At 49.4% G+C, this 18,438-nt stretch carries 18 protein-coding genes; 14 read left to right on the top strand and 4 right to left on the bottom strand.

Translation table 11 applies throughout. From position 1 onward, the window contains the following. Positions 1 to 82: 82 nt before the first annotated feature. The 5 genes from IEX98_RS17500 to IEX98_RS17480 all read left to right on the top strand — a co-directional run bounded on the left by IEX98_RS17500 (position 83) and on the right by IEX98_RS17480 (position 4,679). Positions 83 to 859 carry an ABC transporter ATP-binding protein gene (locus tag IEX98_RS17500; protein ID WP_042165358.1) on the top strand — a complete coding sequence of 259 codons (777 nt, stop codon included), beginning with the start codon at positions 83 to 85 and terminating at the stop codon, positions 857 to 859. Then, entirely contained in the window at positions 834 to 2,768 is a 1,935-nt protein-coding gene (locus IEX98_RS17495; RefSeq protein ID WP_188890495.1) for an ABC transporter permease, read from the top strand. Before IEX98_RS17500 ends, IEX98_RS17495 begins: the two co-directional genes overlap by 26 nt. 126 nt (positions 2,769 to 2,894) lie before the next feature. Continuing rightward, positions 2,895 to 3,332 (top strand): hypothetical protein, encoded by a 438-nt coding sequence (locus IEX98_RS17490; protein WP_188890494.1) that lies wholly within the window; start codon positions 2,895 to 2,897, stop codon positions 3,330 to 3,332. Positions 3,333 to 3,386: 54 nt separating this feature from the next. Then, positions 3,387 to 4,124, top strand: coding sequence for an AAA family ATPase (locus IEX98_RS17485; RefSeq protein WP_188890493.1), 738 nt, complete (start codon positions 3,387 to 3,389; stop codon positions 4,122 to 4,124). 27 nt (positions 4,125 to 4,151) lie between these two features. After that, positions 4,152 to 4,679 carry a hypothetical protein gene (locus tag IEX98_RS17480; RefSeq protein ID WP_188890492.1) on the top strand — a complete coding sequence of 176 codons (528 nt, stop codon included), beginning with the start codon at positions 4,152 to 4,154 and terminating at the stop codon, positions 4,677 to 4,679. 11 nt (positions 4,680 to 4,690) lie between these two features. On the opposite strand, the gene IEX98_RS17475 is transcribed toward IEX98_RS17480, so the two are convergent. Next, positions 4,691 to 5,848 (bottom strand): metallophosphoesterase, encoded by a 1,158-nt coding sequence (locus IEX98_RS17475; RefSeq protein WP_188890491.1) that lies wholly within the window; start codon positions 5,846 to 5,848, stop codon positions 4,691 to 4,693. A gap of 183 nt (positions 5,849 to 6,031) precedes the next feature. Here IEX98_RS17475 and IEX98_RS17470 point away from each other — a divergent pair, with 183 nt between their 5' ends. From IEX98_RS17470 to sda, 3 genes are all read left to right on the top strand, one after another. Continuing rightward, on the top strand, positions 6,032 to 8,191 hold the full coding sequence (locus IEX98_RS17470) for a DNA topoisomerase III (RefSeq protein WP_188890490.1): 2,160 nt from the start codon (positions 6,032 to 6,034) through the stop codon (positions 8,189 to 8,191). Between the two features lie 306 nt (positions 8,192 to 8,497). Then, a complete protein-coding gene (locus tag IEX98_RS17465; RefSeq protein WP_229692241.1) occupies positions 8,498 to 9,169 on the top strand; it encodes a YheC/YheD family protein in 672 nt (223 codons plus the stop codon). A gap of 361 nt (positions 9,170 to 9,530) precedes the next feature. Next, a complete protein-coding gene (gene sda, locus IEX98_RS17460) occupies positions 9,531 to 9,674 on the top strand; it encodes a sporulation histidine kinase inhibitor Sda (protein ID WP_042165342.1) in 144 nt (47 codons plus the stop codon). Positions 9,675 to 9,681: 7 nt separating this feature from the next. Here sda and IEX98_RS17455 read toward each other — a convergent pair whose 3' ends face one another. Both IEX98_RS17455 and IEX98_RS17450 read right to left on the bottom strand, forming a co-directional pair. Further along, complete coding sequence (locus IEX98_RS17455; RefSeq protein ID WP_188890489.1) at positions 9,682 to 9,921, bottom strand: hypothetical protein; 240 nt, start codon at positions 9,919 to 9,921, stop codon at positions 9,682 to 9,684. A 107-nt stretch (positions 9,922 to 10,028) separates the two neighbouring features. Beyond that, positions 10,029 to 11,036 carry an NAD(P)/FAD-dependent oxidoreductase gene (locus IEX98_RS17450; protein ID WP_188890488.1) on the bottom strand — a complete coding sequence of 336 codons (1,008 nt, stop codon included), beginning with the start codon at positions 11,034 to 11,036 and terminating at the stop codon, positions 10,029 to 10,031. Between the two features lie 360 nt (positions 11,037 to 11,396). Between IEX98_RS17450 and IEX98_RS17445 the strand changes: the two genes are divergently transcribed. The 3 genes from IEX98_RS17445 to IEX98_RS17435 all read left to right on the top strand — a co-directional run bounded on the left by IEX98_RS17445 (position 11,397) and on the right by IEX98_RS17435 (position 14,254). Next, positions 11,397 to 12,590 carry an NAD(P)/FAD-dependent oxidoreductase gene (locus IEX98_RS17445; protein WP_042165335.1) on the top strand — a complete coding sequence of 398 codons (1,194 nt, stop codon included), beginning with the start codon at positions 11,397 to 11,399 and terminating at the stop codon, positions 12,588 to 12,590. Further along, a complete protein-coding gene (locus tag IEX98_RS17440) occupies positions 12,590 to 12,853 on the top strand; it encodes a hypothetical protein (protein WP_188890487.1) in 264 nt (87 codons plus the stop codon). Before IEX98_RS17445 ends, IEX98_RS17440 begins: the two co-directional genes overlap by 1 nt. A 738-nt stretch (positions 12,854 to 13,591) precedes the next feature. After that, positions 13,592 to 14,254 carry a DUF559 domain-containing protein gene (locus IEX98_RS17435; RefSeq protein ID WP_188890486.1) on the top strand — a complete coding sequence of 221 codons (663 nt, stop codon included), beginning with the start codon at positions 13,592 to 13,594 and terminating at the stop codon, positions 14,252 to 14,254. 316 nt (positions 14,255 to 14,570) lie between these two features. On the opposite strand, the gene hemQ is transcribed toward IEX98_RS17435, so the two are convergent. Next, positions 14,571 to 15,317 (bottom strand): hydrogen peroxide-dependent heme synthase, encoded by a 747-nt coding sequence (gene hemQ / locus IEX98_RS17430; protein WP_188890485.1) that lies wholly within the window; start codon positions 15,315 to 15,317, stop codon positions 14,571 to 14,573. Positions 15,318 to 15,481: 164 nt separating this feature from the next. Between hemQ and IEX98_RS17425 the strand changes: the two genes are divergently transcribed. From IEX98_RS17425 to dnaI, 3 genes are all read left to right on the top strand, one after another. Continuing rightward, positions 15,482 to 15,769 carry a YuiB family protein gene (locus tag IEX98_RS17425; RefSeq protein WP_188890484.1) on the top strand — a complete coding sequence of 96 codons (288 nt, stop codon included), beginning with the start codon at positions 15,482 to 15,484 and terminating at the stop codon, positions 15,767 to 15,769. 145 nt (positions 15,770 to 15,914) lie between these two features. Further along, positions 15,915 to 17,438, top strand: coding sequence for a helicase DnaB (locus IEX98_RS17420; RefSeq protein WP_188890483.1), 1,524 nt, complete (start codon positions 15,915 to 15,917; stop codon positions 17,436 to 17,438). 36 nt (positions 17,439 to 17,474) lie between these two features. Continuing rightward, positions 17,475 to 18,431: a primosomal protein DnaI gene (dnaI, locus tag IEX98_RS17415; protein WP_188890482.1), complete on the top strand. Its 957-nt coding sequence runs from the start codon at positions 17,475 to 17,477 to the stop codon at positions 18,429 to 18,431. Positions 18,432 to 18,438 lie beyond the last annotated feature (7 nt).

Genomic DNA, 18,438 nt, shown 5'->3' with positions numbered 1-18,438 from the left:
GAAATCGATGGGAGCCTATGTGCGCTCAAGGATATACTATTCATGCAAGCAACGATAGAAAGCTTTGGGAGGCTAGTTGAAAATGAGTGTATTGCATACGAAAGGGTTAGGCAAAATATACAGCTCAAAGGGCAATGTTTCGTATAAAGCGCTGGAAGATATCGATTTAAAGGTCGAAGCTGGAGAATTCGTCGGGGTAATGGGACCGTCGGGAAGCGGGAAGACGACGCTGCTCAATCTGCTGTCGACAATTGATCGGCCTACTTCGGGCGAGCTTGAAATTAACGGCGTTAATCCAGCAAGATTGAACGAACGCAAGCTGGCGTTGTTTCGGCGCAGAGAGCTCGGCTTTGTGTTCCAGGATTTCAATTTGCTCGACACGCTGTCGATCAAGGAAAATATCATTTTGCCCCTCGTGCTGGAGGGCGTTTCTCCCCGGCAAATCGATGAGAAGCTGCGGCCTATTGCCGAACTGCTGCAAATTACAGCCATTCTCGGCAAACGGACCTATGAGGTGTCCGGCGGACAGAAGCAGCGGGCAGCTATCGCGCGGGCGATCATCCACCAGCCTTCCCTTGTATTGGCCGATGAGCTGACCGGCAATTTGGATTCAAAGTCGGCGAAGGATGTAATGGACTCGTTGAAGGATATGAATGAGCGGCTAAAAGCGACGGTTCTGATGGTTACGCATGATCCGTTCTCCGCCAGCTACTGCCAGCGGATCGTCTTCATTAAAGACGGAAAGTTTTTCTCGGAAATTCGGCGCGGCTCGAACCGGCAGGCATTCTTCCAACAAATATTGGACGCACTGAGCGTGCTGGGAGGTAATTTCGATGACGTTCCGTTCGCTCGCGCTTAGCAATATCCGCGGCAACTGGCGGTCCTACAGCGCGTTTTTCTGGAGCAGCGTGTTTTCCGTCATCATTTTCTACATGTACGCCGCCTTTATCTATCATCCGGATGTTATCAACGGCAACATTATGCAGGCGCAAAAGATTCGCACCGGCATGCAGTTCTGTCTCTACCTGATTGCTGTTTTCTCGTTCCTGTTCGTGCTGTATGCGAACTCGGCGTTTCTGAAGACGAGAAAGCAGGAGTTTGGCCTGTTCTCTTTATTCGGGATGACACGGTCGCAACTGCGGCGACTCGTCATTTATGAGAATGCAGCCGTTGCGCTGCTGTCTCTCGTCACGGGCATTGCGATTGGCATGCTGTTCAGCAAATTGTTCTTTATGGCGCTGGGGGCCATACTAAGCGTGAAGGATCCTATTCCGTTCGCAGCCCCCATCCTGGCAATTGCACTGACCGGAATCGGTTTTTTCGCCTTATCCATGGGCATTGCGCTGTTAACGTCCTTGCGCATCGGCAAATCGGAAATTGTTGACCTGCTGAAAGCGGCCCGCAGACCGAAAGGCGATCTTGTCTTCTCGAAATGGCTCGTCGTACTGGCCGTATTATGTTTGGGAGCCGCGTACGGCATGGCACTGAACATGACGGTGAATACGTTCTTGCTGTTGGCGCTGCCGATACTGATTACGGTCACGATCGGAACCTATTTTCTATTTACGCAGTTGAGCGTCCTGGTTATCCGTTTTTTGCAGCGTAAACATTCGGTTTTTTACAACCGGACCAACATGATTATTTTGTCCCAGCTTGGCTATAAGCTGAGAGACAACGCGCGTATTTTATTTATGGTGTCCATCATGAGCGCCGTCATTTTGACCGCTTCGGGTACTTTTTATTTAATGCAGGTTGGATATAAGCATGTCGTGACGGATTTCTCGCCTTATACAATTGCATTCGTCGAGCGCGGCCTTCATGCTCATGAGGTCGTTGATCCGGCGCAAATGGCCAGCATATTGGAGAAAAATGGTCACCCGGTCACTAGAGAGGATAAACTGGTAGGCGCAGAGATCACGAAGCTGAAGTTCGTTACCGAAGATGATCAATCCCATGACTATAGCCATTCTAAAGGCTTTGTTATTTCGGCTTCTGCATATAATCATAATGCGGCTGCTCTCGGTCTACCGGCAATTGCGGTGGAGCAGGATACGGTTATTATGCAAGCGAGCTGGATGAAAGCTCCGCAATCCGTTCAGGGTGTAATCAATGGAAAACCGGTGGACTTTAAAGTGTCAGAGAATATTCGTACTACAATTATGAATATGACCACCCATCTTTTCACCATTATTATGGATGATTTTGCTTACAGCAAGATGATGGCTTCTATACCGGAAGAGAAGCAGATTGTTGCTTACGGCTTTGAAGTGAAAGATTGGGAAAGCGCGGCAGGAGCCGTTGATAAAGTGCAGCAGCTCGTTCCTGAGAACAAAAGCGATCAGACACATATGTCCCGGGCGTCTATGTATCAGGATTATATACAAAACGGAAATTTAACGTTGTTTATCGGTTTATTCATTAGCTTGCTGTTCTTTATCGCCGCCGGCAGTCTGATCTACTTCAAGCTGTTCACGGAGCTGCAAGAGGATCAACAGCAATTCCGCGCCTTGAAGCGGATCGGCATGACACTCCAGGAAATCAAACGGATTTCGGTGTCGCAAATCGCGATCGTGTTCTATATTCCTTGCGTCGTAGGTACAATTCACGCTCTTGTCGCTATGAAAGCTCTGGATACGTTAATGGATTCTTCTGTATGGTTGTACTCCTTTGTGGTCATCGGCATTTTTATCATTATGCAGACGTTTTACTTCATCATCGCTTCCGTCAGCTATATGAAGAGCATTAACCGGCCAGGTCCGGCTTCATAAAACTTTATAAAGTCGCTGCTTCGTTATGAAGCGCGGCTTTTTTGCAGTAGAGAAACTTTTTTCCTGAAAAAAACGTCTATATACATATATTTGAATATTATGAAGCTGATGAGAAGAGGGATTCCGTTGAAGAAAGGATTATTAATCTCCCTAATCGTAATTATTGCAGCAGCTATAGTGATCGGCATCCAATCCTTCCGGATTTCGGTGAATGAAGTGGTCTTGGAGCGATTGGACGGTTTGACGGACACCGAACGGGGTGTGGAGGAGCAATGGACGCTGCAGGATCGTAAAACAATAAAGGCCTTTGCCTATGCGGAAAGATTTGCTTCGAAAAATAAAGGCGATTACGACATCGCTTCCCCGCCGTACCAATTCAAGCTTGGCGGTGAACCCTATCTGCTATGGATTTATCCCTCCACCTCATTGGCTTTAATTCAGAAACCGGGTGAATCGGCAGCGACGTATACATTAAGCCGTTCTTCTTCTGCGAAACTAAAGCGAATCATTGAGAAGCAGGACGGACATTTTGGGGAAAAGCCCTCATCGGCAAACAGCGGGTAGACTACATTCCGCAATCAATCAGCAAGCCTCGTGCTAGTGAAGGGAGCAGGCAGAATGACATTTTTGAAACGGGCTTCCTTCGACTGGAAAGCTGCGGAAGCAGACGGCAGGCTGGGAAGCTATCCTTTTCACATACCAGCCTTGCAGCGGGTAGACGAACTGGATCTGGACAGCAACATTACTTTCTTTATCGGTGAGAACGGTTCCGGCAAGTCGACATTGCTGGAAGCGATTGCGCATCTTTGCGGATTTAATATTGTTGGCGGCAAAAGCTCACTTCTATCTAAAGAGAAGGATGATGTGTCGCTGGCTTCCATTATAAAGCTGTCTTGGACACCGAAGGTGAGCAATGGATTTTTCTTTCGCGCCGAGACATTTGATGCCTTCGCCGATTATATTGACGAATTGGCTAAGGAGGATGGAAGAGCCTACGATTCCTATGGCGGAAAATCATTGAATGAGCAGTCGCATGGGCAGGCTTTCTTGTCGTTGTTTACTAATCGCCTAGGCGGCAAGGGCATCTATCTGCTTGATGAACCAGAGTCGGCGCTTTCGCCGCAAAATCAGTTAGCCTTTATCCGGCGGATCTGGGAAATGGAGCGCGAAGGACTGTCGCAATTCATTATTGCGACGCATTCGCCGATTCTGCTGTCATACCCGGGCGCCACGATATGGAGCTTCGATCATGATCCGATCAAGCGGGCAGATTACGAGGAGACGGAGCATTACCGGCTGACGAAAGATTTTTTGAACAATCGCGGACGATATTTTCGAACCTTGTTTGAGGAGTGAGTAACGAGAAACGAAGGGGGACTTACGATGAAGCTTCATGAATTGACCTTTGTTGCCGTAAGATTGCTGGCGGTATGGATGCTTATACGTGCTTTGCTATTCGTCGGCACGACCATTCAAATGATTGTAGTCGGAAGTGAAGGCATGATGATATGGGGGATTTCTCTCTTGCCAGCGTTGCTGCTAATCGGGGGAAGTGCTCTGTTCTGGAAAAAAGCCGGTTGGGCTGCTTTACGCATCGTGGGGGATAAAGGGGAAGCAAATTTCGATTGGAATCGAGTTCCAGAGGGCACGTTATATCGCTTTGGCTTTTCGCTGGTGGCGATCGTTATTATAATAACGACGCTGCCAACTTTGATTGGCAGCGTCGCTCAAGTGTTGCAGGTCTATGCGCAGTCGTATACGATCTCTCAGCCTTTCCTAGTCAGCGCATGGAGCAGTCTAGTTGTACAGTTAGCGAAGCTTGCACTGGCAGCAGTGCTGCTGCTGCAGGCGGACGTCATCTATGGCTGGCTTCGCCGTACGGCGCTGCAAGTAAGAGAAAATAATCAGTAACCGGAATTATTTTATCCTCTATTCTTAAACTCCAAATCGATCTGAATGACCTCTGAACGGCTTCCGATTCGGATTGGCGGTCCCCAGCTGCCGAAGCCGGAGGAGACGACTGCATGCAGGCCGCCTTTCTGTTTGTAGCCCCAATCAAGCTCGAACAGTCTGCGGGTAACGAGATGATTAGGTGCCATTTGGCCGCGATGCGTATGGCCTGATAACGAAAGATCGATACCGTTAACGGCAGCCTGCTCCAAATCGGAGGGCTGGTGATCCATCATAATGAGCGGCAGTGCTGCATCGACCTCGGCTACAAGGCTGCGGATCGGCAGCCTGCCGTTTTTGTCGTTGCGGCCGGAAGCAGCGGAGGCGTCTTTACGGCCGATAATATAGAAGCTGTCCGCAATAAGCACGTTCTCGTCGCGCAATACACGGATGCCGATCGCGTCCATTTCCGCTACAAATTGCTCGATATGCCCGCCGATGTATTCGTGGTTGCCAAGTACGGCATATACGCCAAGCGGCGCTTTCAGCTGTTTCATGACATCTGCCATTTTGTAGCGGATAAACGGATCGATATCGTCGTCGATAATGTCACCGGGCAACAGAATGATGTCCGGCTTTATTCTCTCCATCTCGTCAACAAGACGCTGCAGATGACGGTTGCCGACCGTCGTTCCGAGATGAATGTCGGAAGCCATCCCGATTTTTAGCTTTTTCAGATTGCCAGCTTGCTTCGGAATCACAGCGTTATAGACCCGAACGATCGGTGTCCAAGCATTCCATGAGCCTCGAATAAGCAACGCAGCGAGTATGACGACAACTACTGTCCCTACAGCAAGAATGGATGTCTCTGTCGTAACGGAAGTTTTCGTCAGCAGCCAGGCGATCAAGTCGGCTGGCAGAAGCAGAAGAACGCCGTATTCGAATATGGCAATCCAGTAAGAGCCTAGCAGTTTCAATTGCCGGGCAAACGGCCGGGTGAAGTTAGATTGTCCGATTCGCCCGAGTATATAGCCAAGCGCGAGAACGACAATAACTATGCTGTACAGTACTGGCGACTCCCACCCGAACAGGGTTGAAGCATACACCCAGCCGTTCCAGCCGATGTACCAGTTGATGAGGCCGTAAATAAGCAAAACCGATGTGATGACGGCAATTAAGCGGGGCTTCATTCGGACACGCTCCTAGTTCATTCATAAATTTAGAATAGTAGATAATGAAAATACTATAGCACACTCGGAATTGCCGGGTAAAATAGAGTGGAAGGGTAAGAGAAAGCAGGATAGTCGGCGGTTTCTCTTTCCTATGGTAGAATAAGAGGAATACAATACCCGATACGATTGGAGAAAACAGCAATGAAATCACTTGTTCTGGCGGAAAAACCGAGCGTGGCCAGAGAGCTTGCCCGCGTACTTGGCTGCAGCCAAAAAAATAAAAGCTATATCGAAGGCCCGAAATATGTCGTAACCTGGGCGCTTGGCCACCTCGTCACATTGGCTGAACCGGAAGAGTATGATGCGAAATACAAGACATGGAGTCTGGAAGATTTGCCGCTGCTTCCGCCCAAAATGAACTTGAAGGTGATGAAGGAAACCTCTCATCAATATAAAGCCGTTGCTCAGCTTTGCCGCAGACAGGATATCGGCGAGCTCATTATTGCGACGGACGCCGGACGTGAGGGCGAGCTTGTGGCACGCTGGATCATGGAGCTCGTTCATTGGCGCAAGCCGTTCAAGCGGCTCTGGATTTCCTCGCAGACAGACAAGGCGATTAAAGACGGCTTCCAGGCACTGAAGCCAGGCAAAGATTACAACAATTTGTACGCCTCGGCGGTATGCCGGGCAGAGGCAGACTGGCTGATTGGATTGAATGTAACCCGTGCGCTTACCGTTAAATATAATGCTCAGCTTGCGGCCGGACGTGTTCAGACGCCGACGCTTGGCGCTATGATGGACCGGGAGAAGGAGATTCAACAGTTTCAATCGCAGCCGTATTGGACGATTTCTGCCGATCTGGGCGGTTTTCAAGCGGTATGGCGGGAATCGGATTCGCATGACGGCAGAGTCTGGAACCGCGAGGCGGCGGAAGCTGCGGCAGGCCGGTTGAATGGCAAAGGCGCGAAAGTAGACAAGCTGCGCACGGTTGAGAAAACAGAGCCTCATCCGCAGGCTTACGATCTGACCGAGCTGCAGAGGGATGCGAACAAGCGGCTTGGCTTCTCCGCAAAGCAAACCTCGAATGTGCTGCAAAAGCTGTATGAGCAGCATAAGCTGGTCACTTATCCCCGCACGGATTCTAAATATTTGTCCAGTGATATCGTACCGACGCTGAAGGGCAGGCTGGAAAGCATTGCAGTGGGGTCTTATTCGGCTTTGGCGCGCAAGCTGCTGCGCGGTCAGCTTCCGGTGACGAAGCGATTCGTTGATGACAGCAAAGTGAGCGATCACCATGCTATTATTCCGACGGAGCAATTCGTCAATTTATCGGCGCTAAGCAATGAGGAGCGCAGACTTTATGATTTGATCGTACGTCGTTTTATCGCATTGTTCTATGCTCCGTACCGGTATGACGAGACGAGCGTGACGCTTACGGTCGGAACCGACAAGCTCTATGCCAAAGGGAAGATCATGAAGGATATGGGCTGGAAGGAGCTTTACAGCGGAGAAGCGCTCCGCGCAGCCGACGACGATGAGGACGAGGAAGAAGACGGACGCAGCGGGCAAGGGGAACGGCAGCCCGAGCAGCTTCTGCCTGCTCTGACACAGGGTCAGACGGTACCGGTTAAGCAAAGCCGGGTCAAGGAGCTTCGCACGATGCCGCCTGCCCGTTATACGGAGGCGTCGCTGCTGTCGAAGATGGAGAAGCATGGGCTAGGAACGCCGGCTACCCGCGCGGACATTATTGAGAAGCTGCTGTCCACCGATACGATTGAACGGTCGCAAAACCGGCTTATCCCGACAGGCAAAGGGAAGCAACTGATTGAACTGGTGGTCGAAGAATTGCGCAGTCCGGATTTGACGGCGCAATGGGAGCGTGAGCTGGAGCGCATTGCGCAAGGCAAAGGCGAGCCCGCCAAATTTATGGCTTCCATTCGCGAGCAGGCCAGCAAATGGGTAACGGAGGTCAAGAACGAGACGAAGGAATACAAGCCGCATAACTTGACCCACTCCCGCTGCCCGGAATGCGGCAAGCTGCTTATGGAAGTGAAAGGGAAGCGGGGCAAATCACTCGTTTGCTCCGACAGGGAGTGCAGCTATCGCCGCGCGACCGAGCCGGCGCTGTCTAACAAGCGCTGTCCGCAGTGCCATAAGAAGATGGAGATCCATGACGGCAAAGCCGGCAAGTATGCGCAATGCCGCCCCTGCAACGTGATCGAGATGCTGGGGGACAAGCAAGGCGGACGAGTGAACAAGCATCAGCAGAAAAAAATGATCGAGCAATTCAGCGACAACGTCAGCTTGTCGAATAGTTTGGCCGATGCTTTAAAGGCCGCTATGGAGAAAAATAAAGAATAGTTCAGTCTTGAACCAGGCTATTCGGATCAAAATTCAATGATGAAGAAGGTACAGCCACCTCCACTAAAGGAGGAACTGTACCTTTTTTTTGCATTTTCAGCTGCCTCATGTAACGTTATTGAATAATTTCTTCTATTAATATAGTTCAACTATTCGTCTGACAATCACCCATTCGCTAGGCAGATTGCTTGGAAGGCGCTAATATGCTCGGCAATTGGGGCTTCTATCCTCCGACATTCATCCAAGAGATAGATACTTCTCTGTCATATGCTATGGATGAAGCCGCAGGAAAGGAGATTGAAAGTATTGGGTGAACATCAAGGCAGGCAATTAGCCAGCAAATGGGCTAAAACGGCCGTGCTTCGCTCGAATCCGCAAATTGCGCCCCATATCCCTCCTACTAGCCGTTATACGAGTGAGAATTTGAGAAGCATGCTGAATACGCATCAGATGGTTGTCGTCAAGCCGGTGCGCGGTGCCGGGGGGAACGGAGTCATTAAAGTTTCGAAAACGAGCGGGGGCTATTCCTACTCATACTATGCCAAGACGAGAAGCTTTACGAGTTTCGAGAGCATGAAGCGCTCGCTGGATCAGTGCAAGAAGAAACGGGCATATTTGATTCAGAAGGGTATTTATTTGGCGACGGTTGGCGGACGTCCGATCGATTATCGCGTGAAATATGTGAAAACCGATAACGGCTGGGTATATCGCTCTTTGGTTGGGCGGATAGCCAAGCCAGGCTTGTTCGTAACGAACATTTGCCGGGGAGGTACGATGGTAACGGCTGCGCAAGGTATAAGACGATCAATTGGAGCGTCGGCCGTTGGCGCGAAGAAGCAGAAAATGCGGGAGCTTACCGTCCTTTCCACTCAGCTTCTGGAAGCGAAATTTCCCGGAATTGGACAGCTTGGGTTTGACTATGGCATCGATACGAGCGGAAAGATATGGATTTTTGAAGTGAATACGAGGCCTCAATAAGAGAGTAAGAATGGATGGGTAAGTATGAAATAAACCCCTTGGCGGGTTTATTTTTTTGCGCGATGGAGACCGGGAGAAGGCTAGAACCTACTTTTATATGATAGATATGGTCAATATATTCCATTAATGGAGTTGGGAATTCCCATTAAAGTTTTTTATTGAACTTAGCGAAAAATAGGCTGTGTATAACGATATCCACATCATCCACGTTGAGTTTCCTTATTTTTCGACGCATGTCCACAAATCATGCACAGCATGTCCACAGGTGGTTGTGTATAATTCGATCTGTTGTTGGATTGAAAAATCAATGCTACTATGAGGAAGAAATTAGGATAATCCATGAGGAAAGGAAGTGTCCGCTATGGAATTGCTTAACGATGAATTGCTGGAAGACACCTATATCGCGGCCGTCCAATTTGAGTTAGAGCCTGAATTTATTTACATGCTGCAATTGGAAATGAGGCGCAGAAAGCTAGGTTTGCGCGAAGAGCTCGTAACGGCTTAGACAAGAATTACATCCACTCCGTTATCCCCACATCTACGGTTCGCTCACAATTCAGGCAGAAAGCAATATGCTTGCAATGTGTTGTCTCCGCCGTTTGTTCATATTGTTGCTCTGACGCTTCCCATGGCTCGTATGGCGCATAAGGGCCAGTCCAATCCGCTATCCGTCCCAAATCACTTAATGGTTCATGACAATTTTCGCATTGTGCAAAAAGGGGCTGCAAGCCGTTGCAAACCGGACATAACATAAGGGTATCCTCCTTGGCTGGACTCGAGCGCTGAAATGCGCTGCGGGAATTGCAAAAGCCAAGGTTAGGATACCCTTTTTTTGATCATATACGCGCATACACGTTTTTTACAGCTTCATGTTGCTGCTATGTCCTGGAGACAGCTTTGCGCTTGGATCGACGTACACCTTTGCATTATTAATTGCAGTAGGAGCTTCGCCGAAGCCAACGGCAATGAGCTTGAGTTTGCCCGGGTAAGTGGTAATGTCGCCAGCGGCAAAAATCCCCGGAATGTTCGTTTCCATTCGAGTATCGACAACGATCGAGCCGCCTTCGATGTGAATGCCCCAATCTGCGATAGGGCCAAGCGAGGAGACGAAGCCAAAGTTGACGATAACTGCATCCACATTAAGCTCTGTAGTTTCCTTCGTTTTGACGTCGGTCAGCGTTACCCGTCCGATCCGGCCGCTGCCATCGTCATGGAGCGCTGTAATTTCTTTTGGCGTCGCGATTTTAACGGTGGAACTCATCAGGTTTTCGACACTATGCTCATGCGCCCGGAATTTGTCGCGGCGGTGGGTGAGCGTGACGCTTTTTGCAATCGGCTCTAGCATAAGCGACCAATCGACGGCAGAATCGCCGCCACCGCTGATCAGCACGTTCTGATCCTTGAACCGCTGAAGATCACCAACAAAGTAATGAAGATTGCTGCTCTCATATTGCGCAGCTTCGGGCAGTTCCAGTCTGCGGGGCTCAAATGCGCCAACGCCAGCCGTAATAATGACCGCTTTGGCATAATAAGCCGATTTGTTCGTAACGATCTCGAACAGCCGATCGTCCTTTTTCGTAACCGCGGATACCTTTTCTTCGAGACGAATGTCCGGTTTGAACAGGGAAAGCTGCTCAATGAGACGGTCAACGAGCTCTTGGGCTGTTACTTTCGGAAATCCGGCAACATCGTATATATATTTCTCGGGATAAAGGGCTGCTAATTGTCCCCCTAGCTGAGGCATGCTTTCTATTAATAATACGGATGCTTGACGCATTCCTCCGTAAAAAGCAGCAAACAAGCCGGCGGGCCCGCCCCCGATAATGGCAATGTCGACGGTTTGTTCCAAGGATTCGGAATTAGGCATGGATGCACCTCCAATTTTGGATTAAACGCTACTTCATTATAAGCTTTTGACAGCCAGGATTGAAACCGCGAATTTGTATGCCTCTCTAAAGTTTTTCGTATATTTTGCTCTTGAACTTTTAAAGAAAACTATGTAATATTTCTGATGTATATTACGTAAGTCACTGGAAGCTTGGACCGTCAAAATGTATGGATTTTACCTAAAAAACCACGATTGCGATGAGAGATGAAGATGTCAAAGCCCAGTTCTTATAAAGAGGAACCGAATTGCACAAGCTACCGATAGATATTATAAATTAGCATACGGGTTTGTGTAATTTTTCACAGAGAAAAAAAGCACAGGAATGGATGGGATCATACGATGAGCAACATACCGAAAATCGTTATTTTAGGTGCAGGGTACGGTGGAGTACTGACTGCGTTGCGTCTCCAAAAGGAGCTTAATTACAACGAAGCCGACGTCACCCTCGTAAATAAGCATGACTATCACTACATTACAACACATTTGCATATGCCCGCTGCCGGGACCGATAATCCGGAAAATGCCCGTGTCAGCATTTCCAAACTGATCGACGAATTTAAGATCGACTTCGTCAAATCGACGGTTGTTCAAATTCGTCCGCAAGACAAAAAGGTCATTCTGGAAGACGGCACTCTTTCTTATGATTATCTTGTAATTGGCCTAGGCGGCGAGCCGGAAACATTCGGCATTCCGGGTCTTGGTGAATATGCGATGAATATTCGCAGCATCAACTCGGTTCGTCTGATCCGGGAACATATTGAATATCAATTTGCCCGCTATAAACGCGAGCCTCATCGTACGGATTACTTAACGTTCATCGTAGGCGGAGCAGGCTTTACCGGCATTGAATTTATCGGTGAGCTGTCCGACCGCATTCCTGAGCTTTGCAAACAGTTTGACGTTGATCCTGCTCTCGTGAAAATTTACAATATTGAAGCGGCTCCAACCGCTTTGCCTGGCTTTGATCCTGAGCTTGTGGAATACGCAATGGACGTCTTGTCCAAAAAAGGCGTTACGTTCCGCATCGGCACAGCCATTAAAGAATGCACGCCGGATGGCGTCGTTGTTGGCGAAGGCGAAGAAATCAAATCGCAAACCGTTATCTGGACTGGCGGCATCCGCGGCAACCGTCTTATTGAGGATGCTGGCTTTGAAACGATGCGCGGCCGTGTGAAAATCGATGACAACCTGCGTGCTCCGGGTCATGAGAACATCTATATCGTTGGCGACAATTCGCTGATGTTCAATCCGGAAGGCCGCCCTTACCCGCCAACTGCGCAAATCGCGATGCAGCAAGGCGTCGTATGTGCGCATAACCTGGTCGCTTCGATCCGCAACCAGCCGCTGAAAGGCTTTGTGTTCAGCAACAAGGGTACGGTTGCCTCGCTCGGCAAAGGCGAAGCGATCGGCATCGCCTTCGGTAAAAAATATAAAGGCCGCGTTGCGGCTTGGCTGAAAAAAATGATCGACCTGCGTTACCTGTTCATTATCGGCGGTATTCCGCTCGTGCTGCGCAAAGGCAAGTTTCTATAATGCGCCATTGCAGCGTGCAAGTTCGAGGCTTGTTGACCCGGGATGAGCTGGACCGGTACAACGCATTAATGGAAGTGGGCTCCTTCTTGGAGTCGCAAAGCCGTTACGATCTGGCCTATACGGTGCAAAAGGAAGTCGACCTGCTCATTCAGCCCGCAATCGAGCGTCTGAAGGATAAAGGCCGCGAGCGCGATCGCGCGACGCAGGAGTACCTCGATGCAAAGCGCCTCGCGCTTATTGAGGACGAGGAAGACGAGGACTAATACATGATGGGCTTTCGCCAGCCGAACGTTTCGCGTTCGGCAGGGGAAAGCTTTTTTTGATGGCTAATTACATCTTATTGTGCCTGCAGCCAATGCTAATTTCTTATGTCTTAACTAACTTCTTCGCTAACTTCGCTAAGTATCCTTCCGTCAGCTAATCTTAAAGCCAACTAGCCCAGCACTAGCTGCACTAGCCCAGCACTAGCTGCACTAGCCCAGCACTAGCTGCACTAGCCCAGCACTAGCTGCACTAGCCCAGCACTAGCTACACTAACTGCACTAGCCCTGCAGTAGCCGGATTAGCCCCGCACCAGCCGCATTAGTGCCGTACTAGCCCCATTAGCGAAGCTCCTTCGCAAATTAAGGAACCTGTCTTCGCTGTACCGTGGCTTTCCGCCTGATTTTGACGAGCAGCGAAGCTAGCTTCGCTTTTCGTGAACCTAGGTTCATGAAAAGCGAAAATTAGTTCGCTAAATGTTCTAGCGGGTAGTTATTGATGCTACTTTTGCGAAGATGGATTCGTTAAATAGCGAATCTGGTTCGTTGGAGATTGAAGGAACATAACAAAGACCTTCAATACTATGTTTTGGTTGCCAGTATTTTCAATATCTACTATACTAAATTGGTAGGTAACTAGGAGTGAAGCACACCCTGATTGCGGCGATATTCGTCTGCGGTCAGGGTGTTTTCTGTTTTAGGGACCAAACCAGATGAAGCTATGATAAGGAGGAGACAGCGATGCAGCAGCAAATGGACAACTTTATTGAGGCGTTTAATCGGGAGGCGGCAATTAACGGTAAGTTTCGCAATAAGTTAGGTAAAATTGAACTGCAATTTCTAGAACAGGTGTGGGGGCCGGCGTTTGGTTACAATTACGAAGGGTTGAAGGCGGAGCATCCATTCCTGGACTATAAGGGCGGACAACGATTTGCGGACTTCATTTTTGTGAAGCACGGGGTAAAGCTCATTATGGAGATCGACGGCTTTACTACGCATGCGCGGGATATATCACCGGGGGAGTTTAACGATCACCTGCTCCGCCAGAACGATCTCGTGCTATCGGGCTGGCTCGTTCTACGATTCTCTGCATGGCAGGTGGAAAATCAGCCGAAGCAATGTGAACGTCAAATTAAACAGGCGATCGGGCAATGGTGGTCGCAAGCATACCGGGAAGACGAAGGGCACAGTAAGCAGGTTTGGGAGTCACGGAAGCAGCTTGTTTTACAAATGGCAATGAGGAAAGATGGCAAAATTAAAGCGTCCGATATAGCAGGACAGTTCAAGATTAGTAACCGCTCGGCCACCAATTGGCTGAAAAGATTCGAATTTGACGGCGCCATCATCCCTGTTCCCTCGCCGTATCGCGTAACCCTCTACCGTCTGCCCAACTATATTAAATGAAGTGGTTAGTTAGCGAAGCGCCTTCGTTATTTAACGAAGGCAAGTTCGCTATAAGGGGTTTTTGGTGGGCGGCCAGTGTCTGCAACGAAGCTGCTTTCGCAATTGGAGAACCTAGGTTCCCGAATAGCGAAAATAGCTTCGTTGCACGAAAGCGTGGTGCATATGGTCAAGCGCACAGCGAAAGTTGGTTCGTTATTTAGCGAACCAGCTTCGCTCTTCGGCCCGTAAGCACTAAATGGGTAAAGAACGGGTAACAAGGAGGGAATAAAAAACACCCTGCAAGCGCGTATTTACGCGCTTGCAGGGTGTTTAGGTCTTACAGCTTGAGCATAGCGGAAAACTTGTCCGCCGTGAGCAGGTTGCCGACGTAGAAGTCGCCGAAGTCGCCGTAGCGTGCGCTTACTTCGTCGAAACGCATTTCGTAGACAAGCTTTTTAAATTGCAGCGCATCGTCTGCGAACAGCGTTACGCCCCACTCCCAGTTGTCGAAGCCGACGGAACCAGAAATGATTTGCTTCACTTTGCCCGCGTATTGGCGGCCAATCATGCCGTGGCTGCGCATCATCGTGCGGCGCTCGTCCATGCTGAGCATGTACCAGTTGTCGTTGCCATCGCGGCGTTTGTTCATGGGATAGAAGCAAATATGGTTAGCTTTCGGAAGCGAAGGCTTCAGACGTGCGACGATGTCCGGATTTTGCAGCGGATCGGCGCCCGGTTGGTTTACATAGTTGCTAAGCTCTACGACGCTGACATAGGAATAGGTAGGCACTGTAAATTCCGCAAACAACGTTTTGTTGAATGCAATTTCTACATCGTTAAGCTCTTCCAGCGTCTCGCGCAGATGCATGAATACAAAGTCGGCTTTTTGGCCAAGGATGGAATATACTGCGATGCTGCCTTTTTTGTCCGCATCGACCTCTGCCCATTGATTCAAGAACGTATGAAGCTCGTCCAGTGCGCGGCTGCGTTCCGCTTCACTTGCATTGCGCCAAGCTGTCCAATCGATCGTACGGAAATCGTGCAAGGCATACCAGCCTTCTAAAGTTATCGCTACTTCACTCATTTATCTTCAATCTCCTCTCATTTCAATCGCTTTCCATATTGTAGCTTAGAATTTCCGTTGAGAGCAAATGTCTGACTTGTGACAATTGGATAATGCCAATTGACTTCCGGTTTCCCATTATTTAAACTGAAGAGCGAGAGCCTGAAAATAAAGGAGAAGAGTACATGCTTCAACTCATTGTAGCGACGGTGCTGTTTTTGGTTATGATGTTCGGCATCGGCTTTATTCTTAATATGCTATTGAAAACAACCTGGTTTCCGATTTATGTGTTTATTATTGTTCTAATTCCCCTCTACATATGGCAGACTTGGGATAATTCCGAGTCGTTTGCCGGTAATTTTGCTGCCTTCACTTTCGTCGACCTGATCCCTGTTATCGGAGCGCTGGCAGGCGCTTATGTTAGCGGCTGGGCGATTCGTGCTTTACGGCGCGGCGGCTATAAAATGTTCTAGTAATCGTACAAACGCCACCATAACAGGCGATTTGCAAGATGACGAAAATCCCTCATTCGGGGGATTTTTCTATTTTTCGAGCCCTCCTTATTGGTTCGTTTTATGATAGAATGATAGAAAGTATGGATGGGATGGAGTAGATGCAATGCGCATCGGAAATCTGTTGCAATACACGGAACACCACCGTTATTACATATTTCGTGATTTTTCGCTAAACAGTCTGGACTATAAAATGCTGTCGCTCATCTATCAACCGATGATCGGCGGGTTTTCCGTCGCCTTATTTCAACAGCTGTATCACGGAATTGCCGAGGGGATGACCGGCTATTCGCCGATCGAATCTCAACGTAAATTGTTTCTTGGCCTTGGCATGGATATGAATGAACGGGGCCGCAAATTTCTAATTGATCAAGCCTCGCGTCTGGAGGCGGTTGGGCTGCTGCAAACCTCGCGGCTCGGCATGCCGGATCAGGCCGATGTTATTTACGAATATGAATTGTCTCAGCCGTTGTCGCCAGCCGAGTTTTTCCGTAATCAGCATTTGACAATGCTGCTGCGTGACAAGATCGGTAAGTATGCCGTCATTTCGCTGCGCGAGCAGTTTGGTGCGCAAGAACCGGAAGAACTGATGAACGCTAAGCAGTCGATGACGAAAGAAAATATATCTGTGCCTTTCTATGAACTGTTCCAGCTCAACATCCAGTCGATTGATGTCGAACTAGAGCAAGCGCTGAGTGAAGTGGCCCCGGCTAGACAGGCGGCTTTGCGGCCGCAGCTCGAAACGGCAGGCATTCCTTATGGCGACATTATTTTGCGGTTTCCGCGCAACTCGGAAAACCGCCGCTATGTGGAACGGCTTCGCAGTGACGCGGAGCAGTTGGCGCAGGTCAACTATGTTGCCTATAAATACAACTTATCCGTCGCCGATATTTGCCGTCTGCTGGACGAGGACGGTATTTTTTCCGAGCAAGAAGGATTGAATGTGGATGAGCTGCAGCTGCGTGCTAATCAGCTCTACCGTCAGGACAAGAAGCGGGAAGGCGACAATCAGCGAACGGTAGCTAGAATGCAAGCCATATCCGCTCAAGACGGAGAGGGCGACGCGGAGCTGGACGAGGTAGGCGTGCTTGAAGAATATTATTTGGGCGTGCCAAGCCAATTGACTGGACGCTGCGACATTCAGCAGTACAACATGCTGATGCGCAACGAGCCTCATACACGGTTTATGCAGCGTTTCTTCCCTGGCGCAGTACCGGATTGGATCGAGAGAACGTTCGAGCGGATCGATTTGAATTACCGTCTGCCAGCGCCGGTTATTAATGTTCTTATTCATTATGTCATCGGAATGAATGACGCACAGCGGGTTACGAAAACCTTTGTCGAAGCGGTCGTCTCCAACATGCTGGTGAAGCAGATCGACAATTTTGAGAAAGCGGTCGTGTATGTCCGCGAGCAGACGCTGGTAGAGGCGGACAAGGAGCGGAGGAAGGAAGCTGCTTCTTCAGGCAGACCGGGCACAAGAGCCGGTGCAGGCCGGAGCGCAGGAGGAACGTCGCGCAAGCCGTCCATTCCGATCGTGCAGGACAGTCCGGTCGATGGCCAGTCGTCGATTTCGCCGGAGAAGCTGGAGCAAATGCGCAATTTGGCGCGCAAGCTGGACGGCAAATAAAGCAATACGAAATTTATGGATGCGGGGTGAAGGAGAATGGAATCGCTTGGCGATTTGTTGAAGTCATGGCCGACGGGGCAAAAAATTACCGATCAGGCGGAGCAGAAGCTCGCCGAGTTGATGGCCGATCCGCTAGTTGCAAGACTGCTGGATAAACATCCCGAGCTTGACGAGCAAGCGGTTCGTCTCAACTTGAACCGTGTTTATCAATATGTTACGGAATATCGCAACTGTACCAATTGTCCGGGTCTTGAGAAGTGCCCGAATGATTTCGAGGGCCATTATACGCTGCTTTCCTGCGAGACCGTTAACGATCAGCCGCAAATTTACGACCGCAAGGTTTCTTGCAAGAAGTTTATTGCGCGGCGCAACGAGGATCAGATTAAAAGCCGGATACGCAGCTTTTACGTCGATGAGACGGCGTTGCAAAACGGCTATTCGGCCGATGAGATTCTGTTCAAAGATCCGAAACGGACAGAAGCCGCTTATCAAATATTGGACTATATCGTCCGTACGAAGGAAGCGGGACTGCAACAGGAGGGGCTTTATCTTGCCGGCACATTCGGAACAGGCAAAACTTTTCTCATGTGTTACTTGCTGCACGAGCTCGCTAAGGCGGGATTTTCCGGAGCGATTGTCTATATGCCGGAGTTTGTCGAGGATTTGAAGTCGATGATGCATGAGCCTGGCAAGCTCAGAGAGACGGTCGAGATGATGAAGGAGACCGATTTACTCATTTTCGACGATATCGGCGCGGAAAATTTGAATCCATGGGTACGCGATCATGTACTTGGTTCGATTTTGAATTACAGAATGAACCGCAAGCCGACGCTGTATACGTCTAACTACGGTCTTGATGCGCTGGAGCAGCATTTCAGCTTTACAAGCAAGGACGGGGACGAAAGGCATAAAGGCCAGCGGCTGATGGATCGGATTCGGCCTTACGTACAGGTTGTTATGGTAACAGGAGACAATAAACGCGGACGGAAGTAACGGAGTT

Source organism: Paenibacillus radicis (ex Gao et al. 2016) (assembly GCF_014641555.1).
GTDB lineage: Bacteria > Bacillota > Bacilli > Paenibacillales > Paenibacillaceae > Pristimantibacillus > Pristimantibacillus radicis.
This window is presented reverse-complemented; position numbering and strand designations above follow the sequence as displayed.